This window comes from Micromonospora sp. NPDC050695 (assembly GCF_040654415.1).
GTDB lineage: Bacteria > Actinomycetota > Actinomycetes > Mycobacteriales > Micromonosporaceae > Micromonospora.
The window spans coordinates 1-12,678 of sequence record NZ_JBFAHZ010000066.1 but is presented as its reverse complement, the minus strand read 5'-3'; the positions used below and the strand labels follow the sequence as shown (position 1 = coordinate 12,678).

Annotated in this window: 13 protein-coding genes; 4 read left to right on the top strand and 9 right to left on the bottom strand. The window is 72.0% G+C overall.

The annotated features are described in order from the left end of the window. The first annotated feature begins 52 nt into the window (after positions 1 to 52). A complete protein-coding gene (locus tag AB0H52_RS28685) occupies positions 53 to 844 on the top strand; it encodes a GntR family transcriptional regulator (RefSeq protein WP_151492144.1) in 792 nt (263 codons plus the stop codon). A 379-nt stretch (positions 845 to 1,223) separates the two neighbouring features. Here the strand turns inward: AB0H52_RS28685 and mshC are convergent, their stop codons facing one another. The 4 genes from mshC to AB0H52_RS28665 form a co-directional block, all read right to left on the bottom strand. Continuing rightward, positions 1,224 to 2,462 (bottom strand): cysteine--1-D-myo-inosityl 2-amino-2-deoxy-alpha-D-glucopyranoside ligase, encoded by a 1,239-nt coding sequence (gene mshC, locus AB0H52_RS28680; RefSeq protein WP_151493192.1) that lies wholly within the window; start codon positions 2,460 to 2,462, stop codon positions 1,224 to 1,226. 66 nt (positions 2,463 to 2,528) lie between these two features. Beyond that, the gene (locus tag AB0H52_RS28675) at positions 2,529 to 3,368 is read right to left on the bottom strand and encodes an SCO1664 family protein (protein WP_151493191.1); all 840 of its coding nucleotides are present in this window, start codon (positions 3,366 to 3,368) and stop codon (positions 2,529 to 2,531) included. Next, a complete protein-coding gene (locus AB0H52_RS28670) occupies positions 3,365 to 3,952 on the bottom strand; it encodes a DUF3090 domain-containing protein (RefSeq protein WP_357951330.1) in 588 nt (195 codons plus the stop codon). Before AB0H52_RS28670 ends, AB0H52_RS28675 begins: the two co-directional genes overlap by 4 nt. A gap of 142 nt (positions 3,953 to 4,094) precedes the next feature. Next, positions 4,095 to 4,808, bottom strand: coding sequence for an MSMEG_4193 family putative phosphomutase (locus AB0H52_RS28665; RefSeq protein WP_151493189.1), 714 nt, complete (start codon positions 4,806 to 4,808; stop codon positions 4,095 to 4,097). A gap of 695 nt (positions 4,809 to 5,503) precedes the next feature. Here AB0H52_RS28665 and AB0H52_RS28660 point away from each other — a divergent pair. Beyond that, on the top strand, positions 5,504 to 6,070 hold the full coding sequence (locus AB0H52_RS28660; RefSeq protein WP_357951328.1) for a hypothetical protein: 567 nt from the start codon (positions 5,504 to 5,506) through the stop codon (positions 6,068 to 6,070). Positions 6,071 to 6,137: 67 nt separating this feature from the next. On the opposite strand, the gene AB0H52_RS28655 is transcribed toward AB0H52_RS28660, so the two are convergent. Both AB0H52_RS28655 and AB0H52_RS28650 read right to left on the bottom strand, forming a co-directional pair. Beyond that, positions 6,138 to 7,565: an MFS transporter gene (locus AB0H52_RS28655; protein ID WP_151492974.1), complete on the bottom strand. Its 1,428-nt coding sequence runs from the start codon at positions 7,563 to 7,565 to the stop codon at positions 6,138 to 6,140. Positions 7,566 to 7,638: 73 nt separating this feature from the next. Next, positions 7,639 to 7,875, bottom strand: coding sequence for a hypothetical protein (locus tag AB0H52_RS28650; protein WP_151492975.1), 237 nt, complete (start codon positions 7,873 to 7,875; stop codon positions 7,639 to 7,641). Positions 7,876 to 8,021: 146 nt separating this feature from the next. Between AB0H52_RS28650 and AB0H52_RS28645 the strand changes: the two genes are divergently transcribed. Both AB0H52_RS28645 and AB0H52_RS28640 read left to right on the top strand, forming a co-directional pair. Beyond that, the gene (locus AB0H52_RS28645) at positions 8,022 to 9,164 is read left to right on the top strand and encodes a geranylgeranyl reductase family protein (RefSeq protein ID WP_151492976.1); all 1,143 of its coding nucleotides are present in this window, start codon (positions 8,022 to 8,024) and stop codon (positions 9,162 to 9,164) included. Between the two features lie 72 nt (positions 9,165 to 9,236). Further along, positions 9,237 to 9,455: a hypothetical protein gene (locus tag AB0H52_RS28640; protein ID WP_278122605.1), complete on the top strand. Its 219-nt coding sequence runs from the start codon at positions 9,237 to 9,239 to the stop codon at positions 9,453 to 9,455. Between the two features lie 58 nt (positions 9,456 to 9,513). Here the strand turns inward: AB0H52_RS28640 and AB0H52_RS28635 are convergent, their stop codons facing one another. From AB0H52_RS28635 to AB0H52_RS28625, 3 genes are all read right to left on the bottom strand, one after another. Continuing rightward, positions 9,514 to 11,307: a 5'-nucleotidase C-terminal domain-containing protein gene (locus AB0H52_RS28635; protein WP_357951325.1), complete on the bottom strand. Its 1,794-nt coding sequence runs from the start codon at positions 11,305 to 11,307 to the stop codon at positions 9,514 to 9,516. A 145-nt stretch (positions 11,308 to 11,452) separates the two neighbouring features. After that, the gene (locus AB0H52_RS28630; RefSeq protein WP_151492979.1) at positions 11,453 to 12,112 is read right to left on the bottom strand and encodes a nucleotidyl transferase AbiEii/AbiGii toxin family protein; all 660 of its coding nucleotides are present in this window, start codon (positions 12,110 to 12,112) and stop codon (positions 11,453 to 11,455) included. Continuing rightward, entirely contained in the window at positions 12,109 to 12,450 is a 342-nt protein-coding gene (locus tag AB0H52_RS28625) for a hypothetical protein (protein WP_151492980.1), read from the bottom strand. The genes AB0H52_RS28630 and AB0H52_RS28625 overlap by 4 nt, the downstream gene beginning before the upstream one ends. Between the last annotated feature and the right edge of the window lie 228 nt (positions 12,451 to 12,678).

The following is a 12,678-nucleotide window of genomic DNA, read 5'->3' as shown; positions in this document are numbered from 1 at the left end:
GTCACACCCTCTAAGGCATCCTAGGAACCTAGATGTGATCAAGGAGGCGGGTGTGCAGATCAATCCCGGGGCCGCGGAGTTCCCACACCGACAGATCGCCGCGCAGCTCAAGGCCCAGGTCCGCCGCGGCGACTGGGGACCCGGCGAACGACTGCCGTCCATCCCGGCCATCGCCGAGATGTTCGGCGTCGCCAAACAGACCGTGCAGCGCGCCGTCGACCAGCTGCGGGTCGAGGGCATCCTGATCACCAAACCCGGCTCCGGTACGTACGTCCGCGGCACCCGACGCCGACTCAACCGGCTCTCCCGAGGCCGGTACGGCGGATTCCGCGGCTACCACACCGACCTCGCCGCCCGATACCGCCAACAACTCGTCTCGGTCGGCCGCTCCCCCGCACCCGCCGAGGTCGCCGACGCGTTCGGAGTGAGCGACGGCACCGAACTGCTCTGCCGGCGACACCTCGTCCGCACCGACGACTCCCCCGTCGAGGTGGGCGCCTCCTGGTTCCTGCCCCGCGACGCCGCCGGCACCTCGCTGGAGCGCACCGAGGCGTTCGGCCGGCCGCTCTACCAGGAGGCCGAGGAGGCCACCGGCCGGCGGTACGTCTCCGCCACCGACACCATCAGCGCCCGCCAGCCCAGCCGGGAGGAGGCCGAGACCCTCCAGATCCGGCCGGACACCCCGGTGCTGCACCTGCTGCACGTCGCGTACGACGCGAACCGCAAGCCCATCGAGGTGTCCCAGGCGACCTGGCCCGGCCCCATGACCACCCTCACCGAGGAGTACAAGATCCCCGGCCCGACCCCAGACCCGGAACCCGACCCGGGCCTGGTCCTCGGCTGACCCTCCACGGGTCAACGGGCTACCCAGCAGCCGGCGGCGGAGGGCGGGGTTGGTGGTTGCGCCCTGTCGAGCTGCCCCATGTTCGGGGCAGGGCAGCCCGGACGATCGGGTCCGCGGCGACCCGAAGGTGACCCGGGACAGCTCGACCGGAGACCGCATCAGCACCGAGCGCCCGCCCAGCGCCGCACATCCGGGCAGCTCGCCGGAGACCGTATCAGCACCGAGCGCCCGCCCCACCGCCCCACCGCCCCACATCTGGGGCAGCTCTACAGGGCACCGCACAGCCACGCCCACCCGGCCGGCGAAGTCCCCTCGGAACACGCTGCAGGAGTGCCGCAACGGGCCGGCCTCGCGGGGCCGCGAGGCCGGGGTGTACGTGTCAGAGGCGGATGCCCAGGAGGGCGTCGACCGTCTTCGCGAAGAGGGCGGGCGCTTCGGGGTCATCCGGGGCGCCCGCCAGGGTCGCGTCGGCCCAGCGGTCGGCAGCCGCCAGGGCTCCGGGGGTGTCGAGGTCGTCGGCCAGGCGTTCGCGTACCCCGGCCAGCAGCTCGGCCCCGGACGGCCCGGCGGGCGCGGTGGCGGCCCGCCGCCAGCGGTCCAGGCGCTCCTGCGCGGCCGTGAGCAGCTCGTCGGTCCAGGTGCGGTCGCTGCGGTAGTGCCCGGAGATCAACGCGAGCCGGATCGCCATCGGGTCGACCTTGTCGGCGCGCAGCCGGGAGACGAAGACCAGATTGCCGCGGGACTTGGACATCTTCTCGCCGTCCAGGCCAATCATCCCGGCGTGCACGTAGTGCTCGGCGAACGGCGCCTGGCCGGTCAACCGCTCGGCGTGCGCGGCGGACGCCTCGTGGTGCGGGAACAGCAGGTCGTTGCCGCCGCCCTGTACGTCGATCCGGTCGCCGAGCAGGTTCAGGGCGATCACCGCGCACTCGATGTGCCAGCCGGGGCGGCCCATGCCCAACTCCCCGCCCGGCCAGGACGGCTCACCCTCGCGGGCGCCACGCCACAGCAGCGGGTCCAGTGGGTCGCGCTTGCCGGCCCGGTCCGGGTCACCGCCGCGCTCCGGGAAGATCTTCAACATCTGCTCGCGGGTCAGGTTGGACTCGTAGCCGTAGCGGCCGGTGGCGGAGATGTCGAAGTAGACGTCGCCGGTGCCGTCGTCGAGGCGGTACGCGGCACCGTCCTTGACCAGCACCTCGACCTTGTCGACGATGTCCGGGATCGACTCGACCGCACCCACGTAGCGCTCTGGCGGAATGATCCGCAGCGCCTCCATGTCCTCCCGGAACAGCGCCGTCTCCCGCATCGCCAGGACCACCCAGTCCTCGCCGTCGCGGGCGGCCCGCTCCAGCAGCGGGTCGTCGATGTCGGTGACGTTCTGCACGTAGCGCACCGGGCGGCCGGCGTCGCGCCACATCCGCTGCACCAGATCGAAGGAGATCATCGTGGCGGCGTGGCCGAGGTGGGTGGCGTCGTACGGGGTGATGCCGCAGACGTACATGCGTCCCGCGTCGGCCGGCGCACTCGGGTGGACACCCTGTCGCGCTGAGTCGTACAACGCCAACGACTCGCCCCTGCCCGGCAGCCGTGGCACCTCGTGTCCCGCCCAAGACTCCATGGCCTCAGCCTAGCCAGCCTCGCGACGGCCCCGGGCCGCCCCACAGGTGATCAAGATGACAGCGGATCACATGGGGGGCCAGGGCACCGCCGGCCAGTCCTCGGGCGGCTGCGGGAAGCGACCGGTCTCGCGCAGCCGGTCGACGCGGGCGGCCACCTCGGCGACCTCGCTGATCGTCAGGTGATCGGCCAGTTCCGCGCCGAGCGCCCCGGCGACCTGGCCGGCGAGCCCGTCGAGCATCTCCACCGCGTCCGGCGGCAACTGCTTGCCGGCCCAACCCCAGAGCACCGTACGGAGCTTGTCCTCCACGTGGAAGCTCACCCCGTGGTCCACGCCGTAGATCCGGTCGTCCGCGCCGACGAGCACGTGGCCGCCCTTGCGGTCGGCGTTGTTGAGCACCGCGTCGAGCACCGCCAGTCGAGCCAGCCGCGGGTCGTCCGCGTGCGCGAGCGCGTACGCGGTGCCGTCGTCGTCCCGTGCCGCCGCGATCGGGAACCAGCGCGGCGGCAACGCGTCCGCCGGCACGAACCCGACCAACGGCTCAGCGGTCTCCGGCTCGTCGATCCACAGCTGGCAGGAACCCGGCCCGAACGGCCCGTCGCGCAGCACCGTCGGCGGCACCAGGTCCCAGCCGGTGGCCCGGGACACCAGGTACGCCGACACCTCCCGGCCGGCGAGAGTGCCGTCCGGGAAGTCCCACAGCGGGCGCTCCCCACGGACCGGTTTGTAGACACAGCGGGCCGTGGCGCCGTCGAGGGTCAGGATGCCGCGCAGGGTCGTGTTCGACGCGTCGACGAGCCGCCCCTCCAGATCGAGCGTGCCGTCGCGCAACAGCCGCAGCGCGGCGTCGCCGTCCAGCCGGGGCTGGTCGCCGTCCTGGCGGGGCTGGAGGCCGGACGAGGTCACCGGTGGTAACCGTTGTGCCGCGGGCACAGGTGCCCGGCGGGGTCCAACGGCTGGCCGCACAGCGGGCACGGCGGCCGGCCCGCGTTCACCACGCGCCGGGCCCGCTCGATGAACTGGCGGGTCGCCTGCGGGGTGAGCCGGACCCGAAGCCGGTCCAGGTCCTCGTCCGGCTCGTCGTCGTCCTCGTCGTCCTCGTCGTCCTCGTCGTCCTCGTCGCCCAGCTCGACCTCGGGTTCGACCTCGCCCGCCGCGATCGCCTCGATCACCACGGTCGCGGTGTCCACGTCGAAGGCCAGCCCGAGAGTCCCGACGCGGAACTCCTCGTCGACCGGAGTGTCCAGCGGCTCATTGTCGCCGATCACCGGGGCCAGCTCGGGCAGGTCCACCCCGAAGCGGCGCTGCGCCTCGGTGAGCAGTTCCTCCAGCTTTTCGGCGAGCAGTGACACCTGGACCTTCTCCAGCGCGACGCTGACCAGCCTGCCGCCGCCGCGGGCCTGCAGGAAGAACGTGCGCTCCCCCGGCGGCCCGACAGTCCCGGCGACGAACCGCTCCGGCGGTTCGAAGGCGTGCACCTGGTGGGTCATACCCACGACCCTATCCGGCCCGCCATGGCATCGCGCACCCCACCGACGCGAATCGCCGCAGGGGCGGCGCGCCCGGCGTACCAGGGGTTGCACCCGGGCGTGGCGGCCGTGGGGGCCGTCGGCGGGGGTGTCGTGACACGCGTCACCGGGACGCACCCGCCCCGCCGCCGACGGCCGCGTCCGAGTCGGCCGCGCGGGCCGCCCGCCGGCGCCGCTTCGGAGGCGGCGGCACCAGCGCCGCCAGGTCGCCGCCGGTGTCGTTCAGCCGGACGAGGAACGGCCGCAGCGGCGTGAACCGGATCGCGGTCACCGACGCCGGATCGGCCACGATCCGCTGAAAAAGATCCAGGTGTACGCCGAGCGCGTCCGCCACGATGGCCTTGATCACGTCACCGTGGCTACAGGCCAGCCAGACCGCCTCGGGCCCGTGCTCCGCGGTCACCCGGGCGTCCCACGACCGCACCGCCGCCACGGCGCGCGCCGCCATCGCCGCCATCGCCTCCCCGCCCGGGAAGACCGACGCGCTGGGATGCTGCTGGACCACCGGCCAGAGCGGCTCCTTGGCGAGCTTCTTCAGCGGCTGCCCCTCCCAGCTACCGTAGTCGCACTCGATCAACCCCTCCTCCACCACCGGGGCAGCCTGCGGAAGCGCCAACTCCAGCGTCTGCCGACAGCGGATCAACGGGCTGGTCACGACGGCGGCCAAAGGCACCGCCCGTAGCCGTTCGCCCACCGCGGCGGCCTGGGCGCGCCCGGTGTCGTCCAGCTCGACGGGTTGCCGGCCGGCCAGGCCGCCGTCGGCGTTCGCCGTGGTCCGGCCGTGTCGCAGAAGCAGAAGGGTCGCCACCCTGACCACCCTAGGGCCTCCGCCGCACCCCCCGACCGCCACGGGCTCCGGCCCGCCCACCGGGTCCTGCGACATGCGAGGTGCCTGTCGGAGCCCGGGTGAATCGGGCGTTTCGGCCGGGCTGGGCTGGTTGCCCAATGATGATCGACTCGATTTCCTGGAAACCGGGGTGTCACCCCGTCCCGGATACCCCGTTTTCGCCGAAGCCGAGTGGATCACCCGGTGATTGCCCGATGTGGGGTCGTGGCCGGTCGCGTCGGGGTGGGTGGTTTGTCCGGTGGTGGGGTTTGTGGGCTGTGACCGGCCGCACCCGGGCGGTGGAATGGTGGCTGGCCGGGGGTCGTTACATACCCTGACGATCGCAGGACCACCGCCGGTGAGGCTCGACCCCGGTGCGGGGTGGGAATTGCCCGGCCCGGTCCGGTCGTTGCAGACCCGGCCAGCGACCAGGCGCCGCCGTGATGCGGGCACCGATGGATGGGCCGCCCCCCGGGAATGACCCCGGCCCGCCGGTCGTTACACCCGGTCCCGGCGCCCCGAGCCCCCGCTTGGTAGGCCGCCGACACCGGCGCCGCGAGCCCCGGGCTCGCAGGCCCCCAAACTTTCCCCCTTGTTTGTGCAACGCCGGACGAGGTGCTCACACCCTGCCCGCCGTTTTCCCCCTTGGCGGTGTGGGTGTTCCTACCCCCGAAGGAGCTACCCCCATGACCACGATCTTCCGTAAGAGTGTGCTGTCCGTTGCGGGTCTCGCGTTCGCCGGTGGTGTGTTCGCCGGTCCGATCGCCGCCCACGCCGCCACCCCGGCCGTGGACGCCAAGCCCGTCGCGGTGGCGGTGCAGACCGGTGCGCCGAAGCCGCAGGGCGAGCAGTCGCACATCACCCTCAACGGTGAGCAGACCGCGAACGTCAAGGCGATCATCGCCGCGACGAAGAAGGCCGGCCTGCCCGAACGCGCCGCGATCATCTCGATCGCGACGAGCCTGCAGGAGTCGAAGCTGGAGAACCTGGGTCACCTGGGTGACGCCAACGACCACGACTCGCTGGGCCTGTTCCAGCAGCGCCCGAGCTCCGGTTGGGGCACGCCGGAACAGATCACCGACCCCGGCTACTCCACGACGGCGTTCCTCAAGGGCCTCACGCAGGTCGACGGTTGGCAGGACATGGCGCTGACCGACGCCGCGCAGACCGTGCAGGTGTCGGCCTACCCGGACGCCTACGCCCAGTGGGAACAGCAGGCCACCGACCTGGTCAACCAGCACTGGAACAGCTGACCCGCAGAACAACACCGAAGGCCGGCACCCGCACAGGGTGCCGGCCTTCGTCGTACCCCTGGGGTCGTCAGCTCTTGTGGACGATGTCGATCAGCGCCGCGATCAGGGCGAGCGCGATGATGCCGGTGGCCAGCACGAGGGACGTCTCGAAGGCCCTGGTCCAGTCGCCGTGGCTGTCGGTCAGGGTGGAGAAGAACAGCGAGCCGACGGCGGCGATGCCCGCCGCGGCGCCGATCCGCTGACCGGTCTGGAGCATGCCCGCGCCGCTGCCCGCCTGTTGTACGGGGACCTGCGCGAGGGTGAGCGTCTGGTTGGGAGCGATCACCAGTCCGCTGCCGATACCGGCGATGAGCAGGGGACCGGCGGTGACCCAGGGTGCCGGCGCGTGCGGCGCCAGGCGGAGCGCGACCACCGTGGCGGCGAGGCCGATCACCACCGCGAGCAGTCCGATGCCGACCAGCGGCCGGCCGAAGCGGTTGACGATCCGGCCGCCCAGCGCGGACGCGGCGGCCGAGCCGAGCGCGAACGGGGTGATGGCCAGGCCGGCGACGAGCGCGCTGTAGCCGAGGCCGTTCTGCAGGTACAGGGTGAAGACGAAGAAGATCGCGGTGAAGCCGCCGAAGTAGATCAGCGCGATGAGCGACCCCAGGGTGTATGACTGGAAGCTGAACAACCTCAGGTCGAACAGGGGCTCGTGGTGGCGTGCGTACGACCGCTCCCAGAGCCCGAACGCGACGAGCACCGCCAGGCCGGCCGGGATGAGCGCCCACTTCCACGGGGTCCGCCACTGCTGCTCCTGCACCAGCGGCAGCAGGATGAGCACCACGCCCACGCCGAGCAGCAGCACGCCGACGGGGTCGAGCCGGCGCCGGCTCGGCTGCCCATCGGGGCGACCCGGCAGCAAGCGCCAGCCGAGGATCACCGCGAGGATGCCGACCGGCACGTTGACGAAGAAGACCCACCGCCAGCCGTGTTCCTCGCCGCCGATGGCGATGAGCAGTCCACCGAGCAGGGGACCGACGGCCGTGGAGATACCGATGGTGGCCCCGAGCAGACCGAACGGGCGGGCTCGTTCCGGCCCCCGGAACAGTTGCTGGATCAGCCCGATCACCTGCGGGTTGACGACGCCGGCCGCGGCGCCCTGCAAGAGCCGGGCGGCGACCAGCCACGTCGGGGAGGTGGCCAGGCCGGCGAGCGCGCTGGTCGCCGTGAACAGGGCGATGCCGAAGACGAACGCGTTGCGCCGGCCACGGGCGTCGCCGAAGCGGCCGGCGGGTACCAGCACCAGGCCGAAGGTGAGCGCGTACCCGGAGAGGACCCACTGCAGGTCGCTCGGCGACGCGTGCAGCGCCCGGTCGATGGACGGCACCGCGACGTTGACGATGCTCACGTCGAGCAGCGTCATGAACGCGGCGACCAGGCCGACGCCCACGGCCTGCCAGCGGCGGCGGTTCTCCGCCGCGTCGAGCGTCTGCGGCGTCTGCGCCGCGCTCATCCTGGCCCCCGCTGACCGGTGATCATCCATTTCTGGTCGCTACCCCGGTCGTCGGGGTGCGAACCGTCGCGGGTCACGCCATCTGACGGGCGCAGAACCGGGGACCGAAGTCGAGGCCGGCCATCGGCGAGTCCTCGCGGTGCAGCAGGCCCTTCTCGGTGAGCAGGTGCAGCGGCGCGCGCACCTGTTCCTCGCTCAGTCCGGCCTCCTCGCCGATCAGGTCCGGGTACGGCACCTGTCCGCGTTGCTCGAGGGTGGTGACCGCCTGGTACACCCGTTGCTCGACCTCCGACAGTTGCACCTGCTGCATGATCTCCTCCTTTGGTCGTCCGCTCGCGCGGACGTTTGCGCTGCGTCGGGTACCCGCTGGTGGAGCGAAAATGCCCACCCGATCGGGCGGTCGAGGTGGCGTGCCGTGCCCGGTCCGCGCCTCGCGCGGTGCCCTAGGCTGCAACCGTGATCATCTGGGATCTCATCGTCGTCGGCGCCGGCCCCGCTGGGCTCTCCGCGGCACACGCCGCCGCCCGCGCCGGCGTTCGCACCCTCGTTGTCGAACGGGCCGCGCATCCGCGGTACAAGACCTGCGGTGGTGGTCTCATCGGCACCTCGCTGGCCGCCGTGCGGGACCGGATCGAGGTGCCGGCGCACGACCGGGTGGACCGGGTGACGTTCACCCGGGATGGCCGCCGTGAGTTCACCCGCCGGCACGACAGCCCGGTGGTGACCATGGTGCGCCGCGAGGAGTTCGACGACCGGCTGCGCGCGGCGGCTGTCGCCGCCGGCGCGCACATGCGGGAGCGGGTCGCGGTCCGCGCGATCGAACAGGACCCTGAGCAGGTACGCGTGCGGCTGGCCGACGGTACGACGCTGACAGCCCGCGCGGTGATCGGCGCGGACGGGTCGTCCGGGGTGACCGCCCGGCACGTCGGAGTGCGGTACCGGCAGGTGGATCTGGGCCTGGAGGTGGAGGTGCCGGTGCCGCCCGCCGAGCAGGAGCGGTGGCGGGGCCGGCTGCTGCTGGACTGGGGTGCGATGCCGGGCTCCTACGGGTGGGTGTTCCCCAAGAACGATCGCCTCACGGTTGGTGTGATCGCCGCACGGGGTGCGGGGGAGGGGACGCGGGAGTACCTGCGGGAGTTCGTCGACCGGCTCGGGTTGACCGGGTTGCCGACCGAGCACGACTCCGGTCACCTGACCCGCTGCCGCGAGGAGGATTCGCCGTTGCGTGCCGGCCGGGTGCTGGTGGCCGGGGACGCGGCGGGGCTGCTGGAGCCGTGGAGCCGGGAGGGCATCAGCTTCGCGTTGCGGTCCGGCGAGTTGGCCGGTGCGGCGGTCGCCGCCGGTGACCTGCCCGGGTACGAGCGGGCGGTGGCCGAGCGGCTGACGCCGGAGATGCGGGCGGGGTTCCGGCTGCTCGACGTGTTCACCCGCCGCCCGGGGGTGTTCCACGCCCTGTTGGCGACGCCGCCGGGGTGGCGGATGTTCGTCCAGTTCTGCCAGGGCCACGCCAGCTTCGCCGAGATGCTGGAGCGCCGGCCGATCCGGGCGGCCCTCGCCCTGCTGGACCGACGGGCCCATTCCATTCACCCAGGATCCTAGGACGCCCTACGCGGTGTGCCCGCCCGCACCCGAACGTCGGGCGGGCGACGGCGAGCCGGACGCTGGTGCGCGGTGGTCCGCTCGCCGGACAATGGTGGGCAGCAGCGGGAGGTGCTGATGACCGAGCAGCCGTTCACCGACGACGAGTACGCGTTTCTGCGCCACGTCCGGTTCGGGGAGTTGCCACCCGCCGTCCGCCCGGACGAGCGGGTCGCCCTCACCGAGACCGATCCCGGGCGTGACCAGCCGGGAAAGGCCGAGGACCCGGTCCGGTGGAATGTGCAGGGCTGAGAACGCGCGAACGGGCCGGGGGTGTCGCCACCCACGGCCCGTCCGGGATCCGCTTCGGTCAGAAAACCGGCACGCCCTCGCGTACCAGCCGCCAGTTGGGCTGGAAGAAGTCGGCCGGGTCGACGGTCCCCTTGGCCTGCGCCCAGTCGATGAGCAGCTGGCGGATCTCCTGCTGCTCGTTGTAGATCGGCGTCTTCACGATGCCGGGGAAGTTGCCGCCGCCGCTGCGCCGGTAGTTGTTCACCGCGACCACGAACTGCGCGTTGTCCGCGACCGGGGTGTCGGTGCCGGGTAGCACCAACCGCGTGATCCGCTGGCCCACCGGCTTCGAGATGTCGATGTCGTAGTCCAGGCCGGAGATCACGTCGTAGTTGTAGTCCGGCACCGCCGGCGAGTCGCTGATCTGTTCCGGGTCGACCGGGGCACCGGGGGCGAAGGTCCGGAAGTACTTCGCCGAGTACTCCAGGTAGGCGCGCACCTCGGCGCCGCTGAGCACGACCGCCTCAAGCGTGTTGTCGTAGACGTACAGCCCCGCCACGTCGCGGATCTTCACGTCCCCGGCGGGGAAGACCGCGGTGCGGCTGAACGGGGACGCCTGCGACAGCACCGGCAGAGCGGCGTACTGCGTGCCGGCCAGCGCCTTGGTGACGGTCTCGGCCTGGACGTGGTTGATGAAGTCCAGGATCGGCGTGTCCTTGTATCGGGACTCGACGGTGGACATCTCCACGGTGGCCTGCGCGACCACCTGGTTGACGTACGCGATCGTCTTCTGGTGCTGAGCCCGTACGGCGGCGAGCACCTTCGGGTCCTCGACCACCGTGTTGGTGTTCAGCATGCTGGCGGCCTTCTTGGTGATCGTCCAGCGGCCGTGCTCGCGGGCGAGCGTGAAGTCCATCCGGGTGAGCCGCTGGCCCCACTTCGACGGCTCGGAGAGCAGCACCTGCGCGCCGGTCCGCTCGTTGGTGACGAACTGCTCGACCACCTCGTTGTGGGCGTGCCCGAAGAGGATCGCGTCGATCCCCGGCACCTGCTGGGCGATCAGCGCCACCGGGTTCTCGTTCGGCAGCTCCGGGCCGTAGCTGGAGGTGCCGCTGTCGCCGCCGTGCGCGGAGATCAGCACGACGTCAGCCCCACGGGCGCGCATGATCGGCACCCACTTCGCGGCGGTCGCGACCATGTCGTCGAAGCGCAGCCGGCCCTCGACGTTGCCCCTGTCCCAGATGGCCACGCCGGGGTTGGTGAGGCCGAGGATGCCGACCCGCAGGGTCGGCGCGGCGAAGCCGAGGGAGACCTTCTTGATGACGTACGGCAGGAAGGCCGGCTTGCCGGTCTTCGCGTTGATCGCGTTCGCGGCGAGGGCCGGGAAACCGAGCTGGCGGATCCACAGGTCCAGCAGCGGTAGGCCGTAGTTGAACTCGTGGTTGCCCAGCGTCACCGCGTCGTAGTCGATGACGTTCATGGCCCGGGCCATCGGGTGCTTCTCGCCGGTGGCCGTGATCGGCTCCTGCTTGGCGTAGAACGTGGCCAGGGGCGTGCCCTGGATGGTGTCGCCGGCATCGAGCACCAGCGTCGCCTTGCCGCGCCGCTCGGCGCGGATCTGGTTGATCAGAGTGGCCAGCTTCGCGACGCCGATGTCGTTGTGCTTGCTGTCGTCGTACTCGGCGTCGCGGTAGTAGTCCCAGTTGTAGACGTTGCCGTGCGTGTCCGACGTGCCCAGGAGGGTGAGGTCCCAGGTGCGCGGCCGGGCCGGGCGCGCCGCCTGCGCGGGGGCGGCGGCGATCAGCGGGGCGGTCGCCGCCGCGGCCGCGACGGCGAGCACCTGGCGGCGCGACGGGCCGGAGGGAGAGGTCATGACGTGCCTTTCCGTGGGGGTGGACGCGCCTCGTGAGCGCCTCGCGCACCATAACCAGCGGTTGTCACTCCCGCCACGCCAGCCCCGACCGTTGCAGCGGTTCGGCACCGACACCCCGGAAGATCGCCCCGGCCAGCCGGCGGAGTCAGCGTGGCCAGGTGGTGAAGCGCTGCCGCACCCGGGCGACGTCGTCGGCGCTCAGGCCGTACCGGCCGAAACGCTTGTCGGACAGGCGGTCCAGGTAACGGCCGGCGGCTCGCACGTCGTCCGGATCCAGCACGGGGTCGACCTGCCGGGCCAGCACCAGCAGCTCGGTCACGTCGTAGTGCTCCAGCGCCGCCGCCACGTCGATGAAGTCGCGGACCTCCCGCCGGTTGACCAACGCCGCGATCTTGTTGGCCACCAGGTCGCGGACGTCCATCACCGGCCCGAGGTCCATCACCACCGGGCTCTGCTGCCGGTCCAGCCGAGCCAGGCTCAGCCGGATCTGGCGCCCGTCCCGGCTCACCACGAAGTCCTTCATGTCCCGGTCGTACCCGTCGAACAGCTCGGCGAGGTCGCTGTCCGGGTCGGCGTCGGTCACGGTGAACCCGGCGCGCTCCAACGCGACCCGCACTCCGGCGGAGGCGGCCGCGGCGGCACCCTCCACGTCGGCGAAGAGGTCCACATCCTCCGTCGGGCGGGCGACGAGACCGTGTGCGGCCCAGGCCACCCCGCCACCCAACACGAACCGGTACGGGCCGGCGGCGGCCAGCGCCACCCGGGCCACCTCCCGGTAGAACTCGTGCAGGTGCGGCGCGATCACGCCGCCCGCAGGCCGCGGTGCCGGCTCTCCCACGCCAGGCGTACGCCTCGGGGCAGGTTCAACAACCGCCACACCCGCCGCAGCGTCCGCCCGTTGATGAGAACGCGCAGGTCCTCGGCGCGGGTGGTTTCCCGCAGCACGTTCTCGTACATCCACAGCAACTGGTCGGGGTCGCCGAGGTCGAAGGCGCGTTCGGTGTTCCACATCAACCGCACCGGCAGTTCCACCACCCCCCGGGTGGGGCCGGCCAGTTCGGCGAGCGTCCGCGCCACCACGGCGGGGCGACCCGGGCGGGCCAGGAAGGCCACGCCGGTCGCGGTGGGGGAGACGGCCTGCATGGTGTCAGGGTAACGCCCGGCGGACCCGGTGTCGCCGAGGACGTTCCGAGGGCGTCCCGCCCGGTGCCGGTGTCCGGTCGGGTGATCGACGCGATTTCCTGGAACCTGGGGTGTCACCCCGTCCCGGATACCCCGTTTTCGCTGAACCTGAGTGGATCACCCGGTGATTGCCCGATGTGGGGTCGTGGCCGGTCGCGTCGGGGTGGGTGGTTTGTCCGGTGGTGGGGG

What these genes read in the sequence shown, in the direction of transcription:
- mshC (WP_151493192.1), bottom strand. Translation starts at nt 2,462, where the DNA reads ATGGAGTCTTGGGCGGGACACGAGGTGCCACGGCTGCCGGGCAGGGGC.
- AB0H52_RS28670 (WP_357951330.1), bottom strand. Translation starts at nt 3,952, where the DNA reads ATGACCCACCAGGTGCACGCCTTCGAACCGCCGGAGCGGTTCGTCGCC.
- AB0H52_RS28660 (WP_357951328.1), top strand. Translation starts at nt 5,504, where the DNA reads ATGACCACGATCTTCCGTAAGAGTGTGCTGTCCGTTGCGGGTCTCGCG.
- AB0H52_RS28655 (WP_151492974.1), bottom strand. Translation starts at nt 7,565, where the DNA reads ATGAGCGCGGCGCAGACGCCGCAGACGCTCGACGCGGCGGAGAACCGC.
- AB0H52_RS28650 (WP_151492975.1), bottom strand. Translation starts at nt 7,875, where the DNA reads ATGCAGCAGGTGCAACTGTCGGAGGTCGAGCAACGGGTGTACCAGGCG.
- AB0H52_RS28635 (WP_357951325.1), bottom strand. Translation starts at nt 11,307, where the DNA reads ATGACCTCTCCCTCCGGCCCGTCGCGCCGCCAGGTGCTCGCCGTCGCG.
- AB0H52_RS28625 (WP_151492980.1), bottom strand. Translation starts at nt 12,450, where the DNA reads ATGCAGGCCGTCTCCCCCACCGCGACCGGCGTGGCCTTCCTGGCCCGC.